General features: G+C 42.2%; 21 protein-coding genes and 3 riboswitches. Of the genes, 16 read left to right on the forward strand and 5 right to left on the reverse strand.

Going from position 1 to position 18,636, the window contains the following annotated elements; genetic code table 11:
* The first annotated feature begins 1 nt into the window (after position 1).
* From ADM50_RS08785 to pyrE, 6 genes are all read left to right on the forward strand, one after another.
* A complete protein-coding gene (locus tag ADM50_RS08785) occupies positions 2 to 643 on the forward strand; it encodes an ABC transporter ATP-binding protein (RefSeq protein WP_049485372.1) in 642 nt (213 codons plus the stop codon).
* A gap of 103 nt (positions 644 to 746) precedes the next feature.
* Positions 747 to 2,099: a UDP-N-acetylmuramoyl-L-alanine--D-glutamate ligase gene (gene murD / locus ADM50_RS08790; protein WP_049485373.1), complete on the forward strand. Its 1,353-nt coding sequence runs from the start codon at positions 747 to 749 to the stop codon at positions 2,097 to 2,099.
* A 1-nt stretch (position 2,100) separates the two neighbouring features.
* Positions 2,101 to 3,159, forward strand: a complete 1,059-nt coding sequence (locus ADM50_RS08795) for a UDP-N-acetylglucosamine--N-acetylmuramyl-(pentapeptide) pyrophosphoryl-undecaprenol N-acetylglucosamine transferase (protein ID WP_049485374.1) — start codon at positions 2,101 to 2,103, stop codon at positions 3,157 to 3,159.
* A 9-nt stretch (positions 3,160 to 3,168) separates the two neighbouring features.
* Positions 3,169 to 4,323 carry a cell division protein FtsQ/DivIB gene (locus ADM50_RS08800; protein WP_049485375.1) on the forward strand — a complete coding sequence of 385 codons (1,155 nt, stop codon included), beginning with the start codon at positions 3,169 to 3,171 and terminating at the stop codon, positions 4,321 to 4,323.
* Positions 4,324 to 4,551: 228 nt separating this feature from the next.
* The gene (gene pyrF / locus ADM50_RS08805; protein WP_049485376.1) at positions 4,552 to 5,247 is read left to right on the forward strand and encodes an orotidine-5'-phosphate decarboxylase; all 696 of its coding nucleotides are present in this window, start codon (positions 4,552 to 4,554) and stop codon (positions 5,245 to 5,247) included.
* A gap of 38 nt (positions 5,248 to 5,285) precedes the next feature.
* On the forward strand, positions 5,286 to 5,918 hold the full coding sequence (gene pyrE / locus ADM50_RS08810) for an orotate phosphoribosyltransferase (RefSeq protein WP_049485377.1): 633 nt from the start codon (positions 5,286 to 5,288) through the stop codon (positions 5,916 to 5,918).
* A gap of 61 nt (positions 5,919 to 5,979) precedes the next feature.
* On the opposite strand, the gene ADM50_RS08815 is transcribed toward pyrE, so the two are convergent.
* The 4 genes from ADM50_RS08815 to ADM50_RS08830 are packed head-to-tail and all read right to left on the reverse strand — an operon-like array spanning position 5,980 to position 8,934.
* Positions 5,980 to 6,846 (reverse strand): cysteine ABC transporter substrate-binding protein, encoded by an 867-nt coding sequence (locus ADM50_RS08815; RefSeq protein ID WP_049485378.1) that lies wholly within the window; start codon positions 6,844 to 6,846, stop codon positions 5,980 to 5,982.
* Positions 6,847 to 6,857: 11 nt separating this feature from the next.
* Positions 6,858 to 7,616, reverse strand: a complete 759-nt coding sequence (locus tag ADM50_RS08820) for an amino acid ABC transporter ATP-binding protein (RefSeq protein WP_049485379.1) — start codon at positions 7,614 to 7,616, stop codon at positions 6,858 to 6,860.
* Positions 7,617 to 8,294: an amino acid ABC transporter permease gene (locus tag ADM50_RS08825; protein ID WP_049485380.1), complete on the reverse strand. Its 678-nt coding sequence runs from the start codon at positions 8,292 to 8,294 to the stop codon at positions 7,617 to 7,619.
* Positions 8,254 to 8,934: an amino acid ABC transporter permease gene (locus ADM50_RS08830; protein ID WP_049485381.1), complete on the reverse strand. Its 681-nt coding sequence runs from the start codon at positions 8,932 to 8,934 to the stop codon at positions 8,254 to 8,256. The genes ADM50_RS08825 and ADM50_RS08830 overlap by 41 nt, the downstream gene beginning before the upstream one ends.
* Positions 8,935 to 9,143: 209 nt before the next feature.
* On the opposite strand from ADM50_RS08830, the gene lctO reads away from it, so the two are divergent.
* The 9 genes from lctO (at position 9,144) to thiE (ending at position 17,033) form a co-directional block, all read left to right on the forward strand.
* Positions 9,144 to 10,280, forward strand: coding sequence for an L-lactate oxidase (gene lctO, locus ADM50_RS08835; protein WP_049485382.1), 1,137 nt, complete (start codon positions 9,144 to 9,146; stop codon positions 10,278 to 10,280).
* Between the two features lie 148 nt (positions 10,281 to 10,428).
* Positions 10,429 to 10,517, forward strand: a riboswitch (TPP riboswitch).
* A 218-nt stretch (positions 10,518 to 10,735) separates the two neighbouring features.
* On the forward strand, positions 10,736 to 11,404 hold the full coding sequence (locus tag ADM50_RS08840; RefSeq protein WP_049485383.1) for a TenA family protein: 669 nt from the start codon (positions 10,736 to 10,738) through the stop codon (positions 11,402 to 11,404).
* Positions 11,405 to 11,527: 123 nt separating this feature from the next.
* Positions 11,528 to 11,616: riboswitch (TPP riboswitch) on the forward strand.
* Positions 11,617 to 11,775: 159 nt separating this feature from the next.
* The gene (locus ADM50_RS08845) at positions 11,776 to 12,336 is read left to right on the forward strand and encodes an ECF transporter S component (RefSeq protein WP_000915263.1); all 561 of its coding nucleotides are present in this window, start codon (positions 11,776 to 11,778) and stop codon (positions 12,334 to 12,336) included.
* The gene (locus ADM50_RS08850; protein ID WP_049485384.1) at positions 12,337 to 13,722 is read left to right on the forward strand and encodes an ATP-binding cassette domain-containing protein; all 1,386 of its coding nucleotides are present in this window, start codon (positions 12,337 to 12,339) and stop codon (positions 13,720 to 13,722) included.
* A 1-nt stretch (position 13,723) separates the two neighbouring features.
* Entirely contained in the window at positions 13,724 to 14,374 is a 651-nt protein-coding gene (locus ADM50_RS08855) for an energy-coupling factor transporter transmembrane component T (protein ID WP_049485385.1), read from the forward strand.
* Between the two features lie 10 nt (positions 14,375 to 14,384).
* Positions 14,385 to 15,077, forward strand: a complete 693-nt coding sequence (gene tenA / locus ADM50_RS08860) for a thiaminase II (protein WP_049485386.1) — start codon at positions 14,385 to 14,387, stop codon at positions 15,075 to 15,077.
* 3 nt (positions 15,078 to 15,080) lie between these two features.
* On the forward strand, positions 15,081 to 15,605 hold the full coding sequence (thiW, locus tag ADM50_RS08865) for an energy coupling factor transporter S component ThiW (protein ID WP_049485387.1): 525 nt from the start codon (positions 15,081 to 15,083) through the stop codon (positions 15,603 to 15,605).
* The gene (gene thiM, locus ADM50_RS08870) at positions 15,605 to 16,408 is read left to right on the forward strand and encodes a hydroxyethylthiazole kinase (RefSeq protein WP_049485420.1); all 804 of its coding nucleotides are present in this window, start codon (positions 15,605 to 15,607) and stop codon (positions 16,406 to 16,408) included. The genes thiW and thiM overlap by 1 nt, the downstream gene beginning before the upstream one ends.
* Complete coding sequence (gene thiE / locus ADM50_RS08875) at positions 16,401 to 17,033, forward strand: thiamine phosphate synthase (RefSeq protein ID WP_049485388.1); 633 nt, start codon at positions 16,401 to 16,403, stop codon at positions 17,031 to 17,033. The genes thiM and thiE overlap by 8 nt, the downstream gene beginning before the upstream one ends.
* Before the next feature lie 46 nt (positions 17,034 to 17,079).
* On the opposite strand, the gene thiD is transcribed toward thiE, so the two are convergent.
* Positions 17,080 to 17,871, reverse strand: coding sequence for a bifunctional hydroxymethylpyrimidine kinase/phosphomethylpyrimidine kinase (gene thiD / locus ADM50_RS08880; RefSeq protein ID WP_000221724.1), 792 nt, complete (start codon positions 17,869 to 17,871; stop codon positions 17,080 to 17,082).
* A gap of 84 nt (positions 17,872 to 17,955) precedes the next feature.
* A riboswitch (TPP riboswitch) is annotated at positions 17,956 to 18,054 on the reverse strand.
* Positions 18,055 to 18,237: 183 nt separating this feature from the next.
* Between thiD and ADM50_RS08885 the strand changes: the two genes are divergently transcribed.
* Positions 18,238 to 18,633, forward strand: a complete 396-nt coding sequence (locus ADM50_RS08885) for a CopY/TcrY family copper transport repressor (RefSeq protein ID WP_049485389.1) — start codon at positions 18,238 to 18,240, stop codon at positions 18,631 to 18,633.
* Positions 18,634 to 18,636: the final 3 nt, after the last annotated feature.

Raw genomic sequence — 18,636 nt, forward strand, 5'->3', positions numbered from 1 at the left:
GATGATTGAACTAAAGAATATATCTAAAAAATTTGGAAGCCGTCAGCTATTTTCAGATACTAATCTTCAATTTGAAGGTGGGAAAATTTATGCCTTAATCGGTATAAGTGGCTGTGGTAAGACAACCCTCTTGAATATGATTGGACGATTAGAGCCATATGACAATGGAGAAATTATCTATGATGGCACTTCTCTTAAGGACATCAAGCCTTCTGTTTTCTTTAGAGATTACTTAGGATACTTATTTCAAGATTTTGGCTTAATTGAAAGTCAAACTGTCAAAGAGAATCTCAATCTGGGTTTAGTTGGTAATAAGTTGAAAGAAAAAGAGAAAATCTCTTTGATGAAACAAGCTCTAAACCGTGTTAGCCTCTCTTATTTAGATTTAAAGCAACCTATCTTTGAATTATCAGGAGGAGAAGCACAACGTGTTGCACTAGCGAAGATAATTTTAAAGGATCCACCTTTGATTCTCGCAGATGAACCAACCGCTTCCTTAGACCCCAAAAACTCTGAGGAATTACTTTCTATCCTAGAATCTTTAAAAAATCCGAATCGAACGATTATTATTGCGACCCACAATCCTCTGATTTGGGAACAAGTGGACCAAGTTATTCGAGTTACTGATTTATCACATAGATGATATGGCAAGATTCAGTTAGAAGAAAGAGTCACAAATACACTTTGTGGCTTTTTTATTTCCATAAAAATGGTAAAATAGTAGGAGTAGAAATGGAGTTTGAGACATGAAAGTAATCGATCAATTTAAAAATAAGAAAGTCCTTGTTTTAGGTTTGGCTAAGTCTGGTGAGTCTGCGGCCCGTTTGTTGGACAAGCTGGGTGCTATTGTGACAGTAAATGACGGCAAGCCTTTTGAGGAGAATCCTGCTGCTCAAAGCTTGCTAGAAGAGGGAATCAAGGTTGTCACTGGTGGGCATCCTTTGGAGCTCTTGGATGAAGATTTCGCTCTGATGGTGAAAAATCCAGGGATTCCTTATAGCAATCCCATGATTGAAAAAGCATTGGCAAAGGGGATTCCAGTCTTGACTGAGGTGGAATTGGCTTATTTAATCTCAGAAGCGCCAATTATCGGTATCACGGGTTCAAATGGGAAAACAACCACAACGACGATGATTGGGGAAGTTTTAACTGCTGCTGGTCAACGCGGTCTTTTGTCAGGGAACATCGGCTATCCTGCTAGTCAAGTGGCTCAAACTGCGACAGCCAAGGACACGCTCGTCATGGAACTTTCTTCTTTCCAACTGATGGGTGTTCAAGAATTCCATCCTGAGATTGCGGTTATTACCAACCTCATGCCCACTCATATCGACTATCATGGTTCTTTTGAGGAGTATGTGGCAGCTAAGTGGAATATCCAGAACAAGATGACAGCGGATGATTTCCTTGTATTGAACTTTAACCAAGATTTGGCAAAAGAATTGGCTACCAAAACACAAGCTACTGTTGTACCATTTTCAACACAGGAAAAGGTTGATGGAGCTTATCTGGAAGATGGTCAACTCTACTTCCGTGGGGAAGTGGTCATGGCAGCTAGTGAAATCGGTGTTCCAGGTAGCCACAATGTAGAAAATGCCCTTGCGACTATTGCTGTAGCCAAGCTCCGTGGTGTAGATAACCAAACCATCAAGGAAACTCTATCAGCCTTTGGAGGTGTCAAACACCGTCTCCAATTTGTGGATGAAATTCAGGGTGTCAAATTCTATAACGATAGTAAGTCAACCAATATCTTGGCTACTCAAAAAGCCTTGTCAGGATTTGACAATAGTAAGGTTATCTTAATCGCAGGGGGTTTGGACCGCGGCAATGAGTTTGATGAATTGGTTCCAGATATTATTGGGCTCAAGAAGATGGTTATCCTCGGTCAATCTGCAGAACGTGTCAAACGGGCAGCGGATAAGGCTGATGTGGCTTATGTAGATGCGACAGATATTGCTGATGCGACCCGCAAGGCTTATGAGCTTGCGACACAAGGAGATGTGGTTCTCCTCAGTCCTGCCAATGCTAGCTGGGATATGTATGCTAACTTTGAAGTACGTGGAGATCTTTTCATCGACACAGTAGCGGAGTTAAAGGAATAATATGAAAAAAATTGTCTTTACAGGTGGGGGAACGGTTGGACATGTCACCCTCAATCTTTTGTTAATGCCCAAGTTCATCGAAGACGGCTGGGAAGTTCACTATATTGGTGATAAACACGGGATCGAACACCAAGAAATCCTCAAGTCAGGCTTGAATGTAACCTTCCATTCCATTGCGACTGGGAAGTTGCGTCGCTATTTCTCTTGGCAAAATATGCTGGATGTCTTCAAAGTTGGTTGGGGAATTGTTCAATCCCTCTTTATCATGTTACGACTGCGTCCACAGGCTCTTTTTTCTAAGGGAGGATTTGTCTCTGTACCGCCGGTTATCGCAGCGCGAGTGTCAGGAGTGCCTGTCTTTATTCACGAATCGGACCTGTCTATGGGCTTGGCCAATAAAATCGCCTATAAATTTGCGACTAAGATGTATTCAACCTTTGAGCAAGCTGCTGGTCTCGCAAAAGTCGAGCATGTGGGAGCAGTGACAAAGGTAACAGGTCAAGAGACGCCAGAACCAGACGAGTTGGTGGATATCCAAACCCACTTTAATCCTAAATTGCCAACGGTATTGTTTGTTGGTGGTTCTGCAGGAGCTCGTGTATTTAACCAATTGGTGACTGATCATAAGCAAGAACTGACCGAACGCTACAATATTATCAATCTCACTGGAGATTCTAGCCTAAATGAGTTGAGTCAAAATCTCTTTCGTGTTGATTATGTGACGGATCTCTATCAACCCTTGATGGAGATGGCAGATGTGGTGGTAACGCGTGGCGGTGCTAATACGATTTTTGAACTCTTGGCCATGGCGAAACTCCATCTCATCGTACCATTGGGTCGTGAAGCAAGTCGAGGAGATCAGATTGAAAATGCAGCCTACTTTGTTAAGAAAGGCTACGCAGAAGAACTTCAAGAAAGTGACCTGACCTTGGAAAGCTTAGAGGAGAAACTCAGTCACTTGCTTAGTCACAAGGACCAATACCAAGCTAGCATGAAAGCTTCGACTGAATTGAAATCTCTTGCAGATTTTTACGATCTACTAAGAAAAGACCTAGCATAAGGAATATCAATGTCAAAGGATAAGAAAAAAGAATCAAACCAGAAGCAAGAATTGTCTGAATGGCAGAAACGAAACCAGGAATACCTGAAGAAGAAGGCTGAGGAAGAAGCTGCCCTAGCTGAAGAGAAGGAAAAGGAAAAACAAGCTCGTAAGGAAGCCAACTCGAAACTACTGGAGGAATCCAAGAAATCATCGAGTGAGTTAGATGAGGAAGCCTCAAGTCCAAGCAAGGAACCATCCGAAAAAGAAGAAAAATCTCAAAAGGGTGACCGGAAAGTCAAAGAGAAAAAAGAGAAGAAGAAAAAAGAGAAACCAGAAAAACCTGCCAAGCCTAAAATTGCGCCTGTTCATATTTGGCGAGCTGTGAGTATCTTGGTACCCAGTGTCCTGGTCCTCCTTCTTTCAGTCTATCTATTGACTCCACTGTCGACCATCAAAAATATCGAGGTTAAGGGAAATAGTAACACTCAGGCGGATGATATCAAACAGGCTTCTGGAATTCAAGATAGCGACTATACTTTAGCTCTATTGTTGGATAAGGAAACATACGCTGAGCGAATCAAGTCCAATCATTGGATAGAATCAGCGAAGATTAACTATCAATTTCCGACTAACTTTACGATTGAGGTCAAGGAATTCGATATTGTCGGTTATTATGTGTCTGGTGAAGAACATTATCCTATTCTGTCTAGTGGTACAGTAGAGTCAACTCCTGTTGATCGCTTAAACTTGCCTGAGACTTATCTGACAGTTACCTTTAACGATGAGCAGCAGGTGAAAGAGCTGATAACGGGATTGTCTACCATCAGTGAGGATATCAAGAGTCAAATCCAGAAAATCGAATTAGCGCCAAGCAAGGCAACAGCAGATCTTTTAAAAATTACTATGCTGGATACAGATGAGGTTTTGGTTCCCTTGTCAGAATTGAGCAAGAAATTGCCTTATTACAGCAAAATCAAGCCACAATTGTCAGAACCGAGTGTAGTCGATATGGAAGCTGGAGTATACAGCTATACTATAGCGGATAAGCTGATAGAAGAAGCAGAAGAAAAAGCCAAGCAAGAGGCCAAGGAAGCTGAGAAGAAAAAACAGGAAGAAGAAAAGAAAAAACAAGAAGAACAAGGAAATCAAAGCCAAACGAGCCAGCAATCACAGAGTCGTTAGACCAATTTTTCCTCTTGATTTTGAATGGTATAGAAGTCTAGTTTCGAGTTTTTGCTTGACAAGTCCTAGTATAAATAATAGAATAGAAAAAAACCTTTAAAGCAGTCCAGAGAGGCAGCTAAGGTTAGACGGTGAAAGGGTGGAGACTACCCATTTTTCGTGGAACCTTGCTGTTGGCAGGTTCCTTTTTTCATGCTCTCTAGCTTACAAAGGTAAAAGGAGAAAGGTATGCGTGAACATCGTCCAGTTATTGCTCTTGATTTTCCTAGTTTTGAGGCAGTCAAGGAATTTTTATCTCTTTTCCCAGCAGAAGAAAGTCTTTATCTAAAAGTAGGGATGGAGCTTTATTATGCGGAAGGTCCAGAAGTTGTCCGTTATTTGAAGTTACTGGGGCATAGTGTCTTTCTGGACCTCAAGCTACATGACATTCCCAATACAGTCAAATCTGCTATGAGGGTCTTGTCTCAGCTTGGTGTAGACATGACTAACGTTCATGCAGCTGGTGGTGTGGAGATGATGAAGGCTGCGCGTGAAGGTCTGGGGACACAAGCAAAATTGATCGCTGTGACCCAGCTTACCTCAACGTCGGAAAGCCAGATGCAGGATTTTCAAAATATCCAAACCAGCCTGCAAGAGTCTGTGATTCACTATGCCAAGAAGACAGCTGAAGCGGGCTTGGATGGTGTCGTTTGCTCAGCTCAGGAAGTGCAACTCATCAAGCAGGCCACTAATCCAGATTTTATCTGTCTGACACCGGGAATTCGTCCAGCGGGCGCTGCGGTTGGAGACCAAAAACGCGTCATGACACCAGCGGACGCCTACCAAATCGGTAGTGACTATATCGTAGTGGGACGTCCTATTACCCAAGCTGAGGATCCTGTTGCAGCTTATCATGCTATCAAGGATGAATGGAACCAAGGCTGAAATGAAAGAAATAGATTATAAAAACAAAGGAGAATACTATGACACTTGCTAAAGATATCGCTAGCCACCTCTTGAAAATCCAAGCCGTTTACCTCAAACCAGAGGAACCTTTCACTTGGGCATCTGGTATCAAATCGCCGATTTATACTGACAACCGTGTGACGTTAGCCTATCCAGAGACTCGTAGCTTGATTGAAAATGGTTTTGTGGAAGCTATTAAAGCAGAATTTCCAGAAGTAGAAGTGATTGCAGGAACTGCGACAGCAGGAATTCCTCACGGAGCTATCATCGCTGACAAGATGAACTTGCCTTTTGCCTACATTCGCAGCAAACCAAAAGACCACGGAGCTGGTAACCAAATCGAAGGTCGCGTAGCACAAGGTCAAAAGATGGTAGTGGTTGAAGATTTGATTTCAACTGGTGGGTCTGTTCTTGAAGCTGTAGCAGCAGCTAAACGCGAAGGAGCCGATGTTCTTGGAGTTGTAGCGATTTTCAGTTATCAATTGCCAAAAGCAGATAAGAATTTTGCAGATGCTGGTGTCAAACTTGTGACGCTTTCTAACTACAGTGAACTAATCCACCTAGCCCAAGAAGAAGGATACATCACACCAGAAGGACTCGACCTCCTAAAACGCTTTAAAGAAGACCAAGAAAATTGGCAAGATGCCTAATACTCAATGAAAATCAGGTAGTCACTAGGATTACCTGATTTCTGTTTATTTTCGAAGAGTATTAGTCGACTTTTCCACCTTCAACAACTAGATCATCTGCTTTAGCAGCGTCACCGTAGGTTGGGTGAAGTGTCTTTTCGTAAGCCTTGTGGAAGAAGTTTTCTTTACCAAGTTTTTCAATTTCTTGGTTGATGTAGTCAAGAAGTTCTTGATTCCCCTTTTGAACTGCTGGTGCGATGGTATCTGGGTCACCGAGGGAAGAAATTCCTACTTCAAATCCTTTATTTTCGAGAGCCCACGCTAGGACTTCGGTATTGTCAGTAGAGAAGGCATCTCCACGTCCGTCAAGAAGGGCTTGGTAGGCATCGCTGTATTGGTCGTATTTTTGGAGTTTTACTTCTGGGTGATTTTTCTCAAAATAAGTTTCAGCAGTCGTTCCCTTTGTAACAATCAAGGTTTTGCCTTCTAATTCTTTGACGTCTTTTATGACTTTATCTTTTGGTGACACGACACCAAGTGAAACTTTCATATAAGGAAGGGCAAAGTCAACTTGTTTCTTTCGTTCGTCAGTAACTGTGAAGTTGGCAAGTGTGATATCCACCTTGTTTGAAATCAAGTATTCCGCACGGTTGGCAGCATCAACAGAGACGTATTTAACCTTTACACCAAGGTCTTGTGCCAGTTGGTTCCCGAGTTCAATATCGTATCCTTGGTAAGAACCGTCGTTGTCAACATAACCAAATGGTTTTTTGTCTCCAAATACCGCGATTCGAAGCTCACCGCTTTTTTTGATTTCGTCGATAGTGCGGGCCTTGGCGGTTGTTTTTCCTGATGAAGCATCAGAGCTTCCACCTGAGCTACAAGCTGTGACAAAGATAAGTGCAAAGGCTAGAGCAAAAACAGTTAGAATTGGTTTGAGTAGTTTCATAAAAATCTCCTTTATAGATATGAGCCGAACTGGCTAAAGTCAAAGACGTTTAAAAATTCCTGTGCTCGTTTGGTTTGTGGATTAGTGAAGAATTCCTGAGCTGTTCCTTCTTCAGCGATTTTCCCTTGGTCGAGAAAGATTATCCGATCTGCAATAGCTTGGGCAAACTGCATTTCGTGGGTTACCAGAATCATGGTGCGCCCTTCTTGAGCCAAGTCATTGATGAGTTCCAGAACTTCACGCACCATTTCTGGATCCAGTGAAGCCGTCACTTCGTCAAAGAGGATAATTTCTGGATGCATGAGAAGGGCACGGATAATCGCCACTCGTTGTTTCTGTCCCCCAGATAATTGGCGAGCAAAACTGTCTTTTTTATCGAGCAATCCGACACGTTCCAGTAGTTGCAAAGCTTCCTCCGTTACTTCTTTCTTGTCTCGTCCCTGAGCTTTGATAGGGCCTAGGATGAGGTTTTGAAGGACATCTAGGTGAGGAAAGAGTTCATAACTTTGAAAGACCATGCCAATCTTTTGACGAACCAGGTGAAAGTTTTTCTGGTTGCTAATAATGGACTGGCCATCCAGAAGAATATCTCCACCTTGTATGGTTTCTAAGCCATTGAGGCAACGAAGGAGAGTGCTTTTTCCGCAACCAGATGGCCCAAGAATAACCACAACCTCCCCTTTTTTGATTTGCAAGGATAGACCTTGGAGGATAGGATTGTCTCCAAAGGATTTTTTTAGGTCCTTGATTTCTAAAATAGTTTCAGACATTTAGTTCCTCCAATGTTTTTCTAAGTGAGTGGATAGTTTGGAAATAGGAAAACAGACTGCGAAATACAGGACCAGAATGGTTCCATAAATCCAAAAGGAAGCGGTTGGGATGGTCAAGCGATTGCTGTCAATGATTTGTTGTCCAACCTTGGTAACTTCCACAACCCCAATCAAGACAACCAAGGAAGTCGTTTTGATCATCCGAGTGACAAGATTGATAGCTTGTGGCAGCAGTCTTCTCAAGACCTGTGGAATGATAATGTGATAGTAAAGTTGGAAGTTGGTCAAGCCCAGAGCCTGTCCGCTTTCAAACTGATGTTTAGGGAGGGAAGTAATGGCCCCACGAACCAAGTCTCCCATTTCAGCTGTTCCCCAGAGGGTAAAAACAATAATAGCCGAAGTCTCGCCTGAGATGTTGATATTAAAGTTTCGAGCTAAGCCGAAATAAACGATGAAAAGTAGTACCAGCTGGGGCATGATACGGATAAATTCCAGATAAAAGCGTGTTAAAAAACGAATAACTCTAGAATGGGTGGTCATGATGATTCCCATGACTGTTCCGAAAATCATTGATAGAAGGACAGAGAGAATGGAAATTCCAATCGTAACACCCAATCCCTGTAGAATTCGCAGGAGATTATTCCCCTGAAAGAATACTTGCATTCCCGAATCCTGCATGGCGGAGCCTCCTTTCTATCCAGCTAAAGACTAGAGAAATGGGTAACAGCATGATCAGATAAGCAACTACCAACATGGCCAGTGCAATGTCTGTCTCATAATAGAGTCCAATCAAGTCCTTGGCGACGTACATGAGATCGGCTAAGGCTACGGCAGAGAAGACAGAGGTTTCTTTGATGAGAAAAATGACATTGGCACTAAAGGACGGTAGGGCTACCGCAGTCGCTTGCGGAAGAACCACATAGCGAAAGACCTGTACAGGCGTTAGACCAATGGCTAGACCAATCTCGTGCTGGGTTTGACTGACTGCTTCCAGTCCGCTTCTGAAAGATTCAGCCATGTAGGAGCCACCTAAAAAGACTAGCCCGACTGTTGCACAGACTTCTGAAGAAAGAACAAACCCTATTCGGGGAAGCCCGAAGTAGAGGAAGAAGAGCTGAATCAAAAGGGGCGTGTTTCTTGACAATTCGATGTAGGCTGTTGCTAACTGTGAAAAGATAGGAACGCGATAATGCCGAATGACACTAACGATTAGACCAACAAGAAAAGAACCCAAAATTCCCCAAACTGCGATATGTAGGGTCAGAAAGAATGCCTTTTGATAGAGCGGTAAATATTGTTCAACAATGGACCAATCCAAAATAGAACCTCCCATCTAGGAATAATATAGCTATTGTAGCACTAAAGGGCATGTTTGGATAATATGAATTTTTTATCACAATGATAGAAAATATTTATCATGTCTGTAATTTGAAATTTTCAGACAAAATTTTTGAAAGGATTCTGAAAAAGAGGTAAGATAGTTAATGTAAGAAAAAGTAAACGCTTACTTAATAAGGAGGACACTTTATGTCATATAAAACAAGCAATGCAGAAGGACCTGTAGATTTTATTAACACTTATGATTTGGAGCCAATGGCCCAACAAGTCATTCCTAAAGCTGCCTTTGGTTATATCGCTAGTGGAGCAGAGGATACTTTCACTTTACGCGAGAACATCCGTGCCTTTAACCACAAACTTATTGTTCCTCATACGCTTTGTGATGTTGAAAATCCAAGTACAGAGATTGAATTTGCAGGTGAAAAATTATCTTCACCCATCATTATGGCACCAGTTGCAGCTCATAAATTGGCAAATGAGCAGGGGGAAGTAGCTACTGCGCGTGGTGTGCATCAATTTGGTTCTCTTTATACAACCAGCTCTTACTCTACCGTTGACCTTCCAGAAATTACGGAAGCTCTTCAAGGGACACCTCATTGGTTCCAATTTTACTTTAGTAAGGATGACGGGATTAACCGCCATATCATGGACCGTGTGAAGGCTGAAGGCTACAAAGCGATTGTCTTGACGGCGGATGCAACTGTAGGGGGGAATCGTGAGGTCGATAAGCGCAATGGTTTTGTCTTCCCAGTTGGCATGCCGATTGTTGAGGAATACCTGCCAGAAGGTGCTGGAAAATCAATGGACTTTGTTTACAAGTCAGCCAAACAACGCTTGTCTCCACGTGATGTAGAATTCATCGCTGCATACTCAGGTCTTCCTGTCTATGTCAAGGGGCCACAATGCCGTGAGGACGTTGAACGTTCACTCGCTGCTGGTGCTTCTGGTATCTGGGTAACCAACCACGGTGGCCGCCAAATCGACGGTGGACCAGCATCCTTTGACTCGCTTCAAGAAGTGGCAGAAGCAGTTGATAAACGTGTGCCAATTGTCTTTGACTCTGGTGTTCGTCGTGGTCAGCACGTCTTTAAAGCTTTGGCTTCAGGAGCAGACTTGGTAGCTATTGGCCGCCCTGTGATCTATGGTTTGGCTCTCGGTGGTAGCGTTGGTGTGCGTCAAGTCTTTGAGCACTTGAATGCAGAATTGAAGACAGTCATGCAATTATCTGGAACTCAGACTATTGAGGATGTCAAACACTTCAAACTCCGTCACAACCCATACAATCCAACCTTCCCAGTTGACCCTCGTGACTTAAAATTGTATTGATAAAGAAGACGGCCTCCACCTTATGTGGAGGTTTTTCTTCGTGTATAGAAAGATTAAATCGTTATTAGAAACTATATAAATATATTTTTCGGTCAAATATCTTGCTAGGGCTTTTATTTTTTGCTATACTGGTCCAGTAATAAAATAATAAAGACATTTGGGGTGCCTTAGGCTGAGATGATACCCATTGAACCTGATACAGTTAATACTGGCGAAGGGAAATGTGAAAAGGTTTTTTTTGTATGTCGAAAAGAACTGTCTAATCTTGTAAGGTAAACTCTAATTCTCGTTTGTAATTGGAGTTTTTTTGTTTATACAAACTGGATAGGCTTGTTTAGGTAGCTCTCTGCAAATGCCCTCGATGTTCTTTAAAAGTATCAAGTGGAATTACGATTTTGCTTGGTATCTCTTGATATTTTATTGATTACTAAGGAGTAAAGAAAGGAAAAATAAATATGGAAACACAAGACTATGCATTTCAGCCGGGTTTGACCGTTGGAGAATTATTAAAAGGCAGTCAGAAGGATTGGCAGGCTGCAATCAATCATCGTTTTGTCAAGGAACTTTTTGCGGGGACAATTGAGAATAAGGTCTTAAAAGACTACCTGATTCAAGATTATCATTTCTTTGATGCTTTCTTATCCATGCTGGGTGCCTGTGTAGCTCACGCAGACCAGCTTGAATCCAAACTTCGTTTTGCCAAGCAACTAGGCTTTCTTGAAGCAGATGAAGATGGTTATTTCCAAAAGGCCTTCAAAGAGTTAAAAGTAGCAGAGAATGACTATCTAGAAGTGACCTTGCACCCTGTAACAAAAGCGTTTCAGGAGCTAATGTATTCTGCTGTGGCTTCATCAGACTATGCTCATCTTTTGGTCATGCTGGTCATTGCAGAAGGTCTCTATTTAGACTGGGGTTCTAAAGATTTGCCTCTACCTGAAGCCTATATTCATTTAGAATGGGTCAATCTCCACAGAGGTCCTTTCTTTACAGAGTGGGTTCAATTTCTGGTTGACGAACTCAATCGTGTCGGGAAAAATCGAGAAGATTTGACAGAACTTCAGCAACGCTGGAATCAAGCAGTTGCTTTAGAATTAGCCTTTTTTGATATCGGTTATGAATTATAGGATAAATTCAATCCTTTTATGTAGATTAAAAGAATTAACAAACAAACTATATAAATATATTTTCCAGTCAAATATCTTGCTAGGGCTTTCAAATTCTGTTATACTGGTCCAGTAATTAAATAATAAAGACATTTGGGGTGCTTTAGGCTGAGATGATACCCATTGAACCTGATACAGTTAAGACTGGCGAAGGGAAATGTGAAAAGGTTTTTTTCGTATGTCGAAAAGGACTGTCTAATCTTGTAAGCTAAACTCTAATTCTCGTTTGTAATTGGAGTTTTTTTGTTTATCAAAAGAGGATAGGCTTGACGGCAAGCCTTTTGGTAGCTCTCCTTGAATGCCCCACTTTTCTTTAAAAAAAGGAGTTTTTTATGTTGAAAAAATGGCAATTAAAAGATGTTATCTTACTTGCTTTCTTGTCTATCTTTTTTGGTGGCGTTTTTGTGGGTTCAGGCTATCTGTTTGATATCCTCACCCTAATCTTGGCCCCTCTTGGTTTGCAGGCCTTTGCCAATGAAATCCTCTTTGGTCTCTGGTGTATGGCTGCGCCCATTGCGGCTATATTTGTTCCAAGAATCGGAAGCGCAACGATTGGAGAAGTGCTAGCTGCGCTTGCTGAAGTCCTTTATGGTAGCCAATTCGGTCTAGGTGCCCTTTTGTCTGGTTTGGTTCAAGGGTTGGGAAGTGAATTTGGTTTTATTGTGACCAAGAATCGTTATGAAAGTTGGCTCTCTCTAACTGCTAATAGTATTGGGATTACCCTTTTTAGCTTTGTCTATGAATACATTAAATTAGGTTACTATGCCTTCTCCCTTCCTTTTGTCCTTTCCTTGCTGGTGGTACGTTTTATTTCCGTCTTTTTCTTCTGTACCATCTTGGTTCGTGCCATTGTCAAACTCTATCATCAGTTTGCAGCTGGAGGAAAGGCATAGATGGGGCTGGAATTACGGGAGATTCAGTCCCCAATCTTTTCGGAACCGCTTGATTTTACTTTTCATGGGCAAGCTTTTACCTTATTAGTTGGGAGTAGTGGTTCAGGAAAATCGAGTCTCTTTCAAATGATTGCCCAAGTCAGTTCTCTTCCCTATAGTGGTCAAGTCCTGATAGATGGGAGCGAGGTCAGTCAGCTTTCTATCGTCGAACGTGTCCAGACAGTTGGCATTCTCTTTCAAAATCCCAATCATCAATTTACCATGGAGAACTTGTTTGAGGAGCTGATTTTTACCCTGGAGAATATCGGCCATCCCCTTCAAGAGATTGATGCTAAAATAGCAGAGGTGGTTCGGCAATGTCGTTGCGAGCCAATCTTCCACCGTCCCATTCATCACCTATCAGGTGGGGAAAAGCAAAAGGCTGCGCTAGCTGTTCTCTTTGCTATGAATCCTAGGGTCTATCTCTTGGATGAACCCTTTGCTTCCATTGACCGCAAGAGCAGAATCGAGATATTGGAGATTCTAAAAGAGTTGGCTCTTGATGGGAAGACAGTCATCCTGTGTGACCATGATTTATCAGACTATGAAGCCTATATTGACCATATGGTGGAGCTGAGAGAGGGACAACTAAGAGAAGTGTTTCAAATCCCAACCTCTGAGATGATACAGGTTGCTTCAAAGGAAGTTGCTTCTAGCCAAGAACTATTTCATATGGACAGAACGACTTGTAAGCTGGATCATCGCCCCCTCTTTTCAATTGCGGATTTTACATTCTACCAAGGAATTTCCTGTATCTTGGGTGACAATGGTGTCGGGAAATCAACCCTCTTTCGGTCTATTCTTCAATTTCAAAAGTATAAGGGGCGAATTACTTGGAAGGGGACAATCCTGAAAAAGAAAAAGAGTTTGTATCGTGATCTGACGGGTGTTGTTCAGGAAGCTGAGAAGCAGTTTATCCGAGGCAGTCTGAGAGAGGAACTACAATTAGATAGTCCAGACTCTGAAAGAAATCAGCGAATTCTCCGAGCTTTACAATTTTTTAATTTGGAGCAGGCACTCGATAAGAGTCCCTATCAATTAAGTGGTGGCCAGCAAAAGATTCTTCAGCTATTGACCATCTTGACCAGCAAGGCTTCTGTGATCTTGCTAGATGAGCCATTTGCTGGTTTGGATGATAGAGCCTGCGACTACTTTTGTCAGTGGATGTTGGAGGATAGAAATCAGGGAAGAAGTTTTTTGATCATTAGCCATCGTTTAGATCCTTTGATTTCTGTGGTTGATTATTGGACAAAGATGACTAGTGAGGGCCTCAGTCATCTTCAAGAAGTGACCATCAGCAAACCTCTCCCATCTCTGAAAAATGATGCTCTAGGGGAGGTGAGGTAGTATGATCAAAGTAGCAACCAAGACACCGGTTATCAGTTTCTTCTTTCTAATTTTATCCTTGGAAACATCTTTCATTCCTTCGATTAGTCTTAATCTTTCGGTAGTCGCATTTTGCATATTCTTTTTACTCTATTACCGTCGATTTAAAATATTGGCTTGGATGATCATGCTCGCCATTTTGCCATCTGTCGCTAACTATTGGGCAGTTCAGTTACATGGGGATGCTTCGCAGGCAGTGATACTTGGGACGAGAGCTTTTGTGACGGTTTGTATCGGCCTTGTCTTTGTTTCCAGTATTTCCTTAAAAGAGCTTTTATTGTACTTGGCTCAAAAGGGGTTATCGCGTTCTTGGGCTTATGCCTTAATTGTGGTATTCAATTCCTTTCCACTCATTCAGCAGGAAATCAAGTCTCTCAAGGAAGCTTGCCTACTACGTGGTCAAGAATTGCATGTTTGGTCTCCCCTGATTTACAGTAAGGTTCTGATGACAGTCTTTAGGTGGCGCCATCTCTACCTGAGAGCTCTATCTGCGCATGGGTATGACGAGCATGCACAGTTGGAGAATAACTATCGAACCTTTTATATTCCTCAAAGGACAACATTGATTTACCTACTTTTCTTTTTATTGCTTCAAACCAGTTTATTTCTATAAAGGAGTTATTATGGAATTCACAGATATTGCGATGGAATTATCCAAGGAAGCTTGGCAGGCTTCCTTTCATCACCCATTTGTATTACAGTTACAAGAGGGAAATTTAGAACCTGCAATTTTCCGCTATTACCTGATTCAGGATGCCTACTATCTGAAGTCTTTTTCAGAAGCCTATCACCTCTTGGCTGATAAGACTTCAAACCAAGAGATGAAAAGACTCTTGAAACAAAATGCTCAGAGTCTAGTGGAGGGTGAATTATTTATCCGTCAACAATTTTTCAAGGAATTGGGAATCAGTGACCAGGAAATGGAGGAGCAACCGATTGCTCCAACCTGTTATCATTACATTTCTCATATTTATCGACAATTTGCAGAGCCAAACTTGGGCATTGCTTTTGCTAGTTTGCTCCCATGTCCGTGGTTATACCATGATTTGGGCAAGGCACTTAATCGCAAACCATCCCCGAATCCTCTTTATCAGCAGTGGATTGAGACCTATATCACCGATGAGTTAGAACAGCAGATTAAAGAGGAAGAAGCCCTGGTCAATCAGCTCTATCGCGAAAGTGACGAGACAGACAAACAAAAAATGCTAGAGGCCTTCCACCGAAGTGTCCACATGGAAGCTAAGTTTTGGGAGATGGCTTACCAACATCAAACCTGGACGAGTGATTTGCAGTCCTTAGAAAAAGAGAAGAAATAGAAAATGAGAAACCACCAACTACAAGTTCACAAATTAACCATTTTATCTATGATGATTGCCCTAGACGTAGTTCTTACACCCATCTTTCGAATTGAGGGAATGGCACCGATGTCTAGTGTAGTCAATATCCTTGCAGGGATCTTGATGGGACCTGTTTATGCCTTGGTCATGGCTACAGTGACAGCCTTTATCCGTATGTCAACTCAGGGGATTCCTCCTTTGGCCCTCACAGGAGCGACTTTTGGAGCCCTCCTTGCAGGTCTCTTTTATAAGTATGGTCGAAAATTTCACTATTCTGCCCTAGGAGAAATCTTGGGAACAGGTATTATCGGTTCCATTGTTTCCTATCCTGTCATGGTTCTTTTTACAGGATCTGCGGCCAAGCTTAGCTGGTTTATCTACACTCCTCGATTTTTTGGAGCAACCTTGATCGGTACAGCCATAGCTTTCCTCGCCTTTCGGTTTTTAATCAAGCAGGAATTCTTTAAAAAAGTGCAGGGATATTTCTTTGGAGAAAGGATAGAATGATGCAGAAATTGACAAATCCTTTCCCTCTGGCAACCAGTTCCTTGATTCACTGCATCACCAATGAGATTTCTTGTGAGATGCTGGCCAATGGCATTTTGGCTCTGGGATCTAAACCTGTCATGGCAGATGATCCCCGTGAGGTCCTTGATTTTACCAAACAAAGCCAAGCTCTCTTCATCAATCTGGGGCATTTGTCAGTTGAGAAGGAGAAAGCAATCCGCATGGCTGCTTCTTATGCAGACCAAGCTTGTCTCCCAATGGTAGTAGATGCGGTTGGAGTTGCGGCTTCCCCCATTCGTAAGGGACTAGTCAGAGATCTTTTAGGATACAAGCCCACAGTCCTTAAAGGAAACATATCGGAAATTCGAAGTCTTGTTGGTTTAAAGCACCACGGAGTCGGGGTCGATGCTAGTGCTAAAGATCAAGAAACTGAGGATTTGCTTCAAATCTTGAAAGACTGGTGTCAGCTTTATCCTGGTATGTCATTCTTAGTCACGGGTCCCAAGGATCTCATCGTTTCAGAAAATCAAGTTGCTGTATTGGGAAATGGCTGTGCAGAATTAGACTGGATAACAGGGACAGGAGACTTGGTTGGAGCCTTGACAGCTGTTTTTCTCAGCCAAGGAAAGACTGCATTTGAAGCTTCTTGCCTAGCAGTTTCTTATCTCAATATCGCTGCTGAGAGAATAATTGTTCAAGGAATGGGATTGGAAGATTTTCGTTACCAAGTTCTCAATCAACTCTCTCTCCTAAAAAGAGATGAAGATTGGCTAGAAGCCATCAAAGGAGATATTTATGAATAGAAAAGCACTCAGACTATATCTGGTCACCAATCGCTACCAAGATTCCTTGGAAAGCTTTCTTGAAAAAGTTGAGACAGCCTGCCGTTCAGGTGTTACCATCATCCAGCTACGAGAAAAAAATCTCACTACCAACCAATACTATCAGCTGGCAAAACAAGTCAAGGAAATAACAGATGCCTATCAAGTACCCTTGATTATCGATGATCGTTTGGATGTTTGTCTCGCGGTTGATGCTGCTGGGTTGCATATAGGCGACGATGAACTACCAGTTTCGGTTGCCCGCAAAGTCTTGGGACCTAAAAAAATCCTCGGTGTCACAGCTAAAACAGTAAAAAGAGCCCTCGAAGCAGAAGAAGGAGGTGCGGATTACTTGGGAACAGGAGCCATTTTCCCAACTAGGACCAAAGAAAATGCACCTATCACCCTGATTTCAACCTTGAAAACCATTTGCCAAACGGTCGCCATTCCAGTAGTTGCTATCGGAGGATTGACATCAGAGAATATTGACCAACTTGCTGCAACTGGTATAGCTGGTGTAGCTGTAGTACGTGATTTGATGCAGGCAGAAGATATAGAGGCAAAAACGCAAGCATTTTTAACAAAGCTGGATGACATTATTTCCTAATTAAAAACTCTCTAATTCCCTTAAAGTGGGAACTAGAGAGTTTTTCTTAATCTTTAAAGCTTGTATGGTTGACTGGTCCAGAACCGTGACCGAGTTGAGGGGCGTCTTGAATAGCTTTTGTGATAAAGGCCTTGGCCTTATCAACTGCCTGATAAAGGGTTTTCCCCTTGGCTAGTTCAGCCGTAATCACTGCAGCAAAGGTACATCCAGTACCATGGGTGTGACAGGTTTGAATTCGAGGACTTTCCCAGACAAATTGCTCCTCCTTGGTAAAGAGGAAATCCTTGGCACCGCCTTCAAGATGACCACCTTTGATAACTACAGACTGAGGACCAAATTCTTTTAAAATCAGGCGACCAGCACGCTGCATGTCTTCTGGATCATGGATTGAAAAACCAACAATCTCTTCTGCTTCAGGAAGATTGGGAGTGATAATGGTTGCAAGGGGAAGTAGGTTTGTTTTTAGGAAGCTTCTCGCACTGGTATCAATCAGGGTGTCCCCACTCGTAGCGACCATAACAGGGTCCAGCACATAGGGACAGTCCAGCTTTTTAAGGTAGGGTTGGATGATCTCCATGATCTCAGTAGTTGCCAACATACCAGTTTTCACAGCCTGAGGTTTGATATCCGAAAAGACACTCTCCAATTGAGCTTCCAGCATTTGGTTGGAGACGTGCTCGATTAATTGAACACCTCTGGTATTTTGAGCGACAAGGCTGGTGACAACGGCCATTCCATAGACATCTCTCGCTTGGAATGACTTCAAATCAGCCATAATGCCAGCACCGCCACTAGGGTCAGTTCCTGCAATGGTTAGAGCAACGGGTAAATAAGTCATCTAAAACCTCCCAACCAACTGAAGTTTGTATTCTCAAGAACAAGCTAGTCTGTTTGAGGAAAGCAATAGAAGACTAGCTAGTCCTCATTATCATTTCCACTTCCATCAGCTAGCATTACCTAGATTGAGTCAAAGGGATATAACAGTCGTTAATCTCAGCTTTACGCACCCCTAGTGGTTGTTTTCTTTTTTCTACAGTATAGCATATTTTTATAGTTTATATAGTGAAATTTGACTGCAAATCTCTCGTTACAGGATTAGAATTCTATTTTTCGAAAAAATAATAAAAATTATAGTTGACAAATGTAGATTTTGAGAGTATACTAATAACTGTAATCGACAAATGTAGATTTAGGAGGTGTGATTATGCAGATTTCAGATGCAGAATGGCAGGTCATGAAGATTATTTGGATGCAAGGAGAGCAGACCAGTACGGATTTGATCAGGGTTCTGGCGGAGCGGTTCGACTGGTCCAAGTCGACCATTCAAACTCTTTTGGCTCGTTTGGTTGAGAAAGAGTGTCTGACAAGGAAAAAAGAAGGCAAGTTCTTTGTCTATTCAGCCCTTTTAACTCTGGACCAGAGTCGAGACTTGCTTGTCCAAGATATCAAAGACAAGGTTTGTTCCCGTAGGATTAAGAACTTGTTGGCTGATTTGATTGCTGAATGTGATTTTACTCTGGCTGACTTGGAAGGCTTGGAAGAAGTGATTTCTAAGAAGAAATCAAGCGCTGTAACAGAAGTAAGATGTAATTGTATGTAAAGG

Origin of the sequence: Streptococcus oralis (genome assembly GCF_001075675.1) — a bacterium.
Lineage (GTDB): Bacteria > Bacillota > Bacilli > Lactobacillales > Streptococcaceae > Streptococcus > Streptococcus oralis_V.

Coding starts and splice junctions, on each gene's coding strand:
- ADM50_RS08785 (WP_049485372.1), top strand. CDS start 2: ATGATTGAACTAAAGAATATATCTAAAAAATTTGGAAGCCGTCAGCTA.
- ADM50_RS08850 (WP_049485384.1), top strand. CDS start 12,337: ATGGGGCTGGAATTACGGGAGATTCAGTCCCCAATCTTTTCGGAACCG.
- ADM50_RS08795 (WP_049485374.1), top strand. CDS start 2,101: ATGAAAAAAATTGTCTTTACAGGTGGGGGAACGGTTGGACATGTCACC.
- ADM50_RS08855 (WP_049485385.1), top strand. CDS start 13,724: ATGATCAAAGTAGCAACCAAGACACCGGTTATCAGTTTCTTCTTTCTA.
- ADM50_RS08840 (WP_049485383.1), top strand. CDS start 10,736: ATGGAAACACAAGACTATGCATTTCAGCCGGGTTTGACCGTTGGAGAA.
- tenA (WP_049485386.1), top strand. CDS start 14,385: ATGGAATTCACAGATATTGCGATGGAATTATCCAAGGAAGCTTGGCAG.
- pyrE (WP_049485377.1), top strand. CDS start 5,286: ATGACACTTGCTAAAGATATCGCTAGCCACCTCTTGAAAATCCAAGCC.
- lctO (WP_049485382.1), top strand. CDS start 9,144: ATGTCATATAAAACAAGCAATGCAGAAGGACCTGTAGATTTTATTAAC.
- ADM50_RS08825 (WP_049485380.1), bottom strand. CDS start 8,294: ATGCAGGATTCGGGAATGCAAGTATTCTTTCAGGGGAATAATCTCCTG.
- thiE (WP_049485388.1), top strand. CDS start 16,401: ATGAATAGAAAAGCACTCAGACTATATCTGGTCACCAATCGCTACCAA.
- ADM50_RS08820 (WP_049485379.1), bottom strand. CDS start 7,616: ATGTCTGAAACTATTTTAGAAATCAAGGACCTAAAAAAATCCTTTGGA.
- thiW (WP_049485387.1), top strand. CDS start 15,081: ATGAGAAACCACCAACTACAAGTTCACAAATTAACCATTTTATCTATG.
- pyrF (WP_049485376.1), top strand. CDS start 4,552: ATGCGTGAACATCGTCCAGTTATTGCTCTTGATTTTCCTAGTTTTGAG.
- thiM (WP_049485420.1), top strand. CDS start 15,605: ATGCAGAAATTGACAAATCCTTTCCCTCTGGCAACCAGTTCCTTGATT.
- ADM50_RS08800 (WP_049485375.1), top strand. CDS start 3,169: ATGTCAAAGGATAAGAAAAAAGAATCAAACCAGAAGCAAGAATTGTCT.
- ADM50_RS08845 (WP_000915263.1), top strand. CDS start 11,776: ATGTTGAAAAAATGGCAATTAAAAGATGTTATCTTACTTGCTTTCTTG.
- ADM50_RS08885 (WP_049485389.1), top strand. CDS start 18,238: ATGCAGATTTCAGATGCAGAATGGCAGGTCATGAAGATTATTTGGATG.
- thiD (WP_000221724.1), bottom strand. CDS start 17,871: ATGACTTATTTACCCGTTGCTCTAACCATTGCAGGAACTGACCCTAGT.
- murD (WP_049485373.1), top strand. CDS start 747: ATGAAAGTAATCGATCAATTTAAAAATAAGAAAGTCCTTGTTTTAGGT.
- ADM50_RS08815 (WP_049485378.1), bottom strand. CDS start 6,846: ATGAAACTACTCAAACCAATTCTAACTGTTTTTGCTCTAGCCTTTGCA.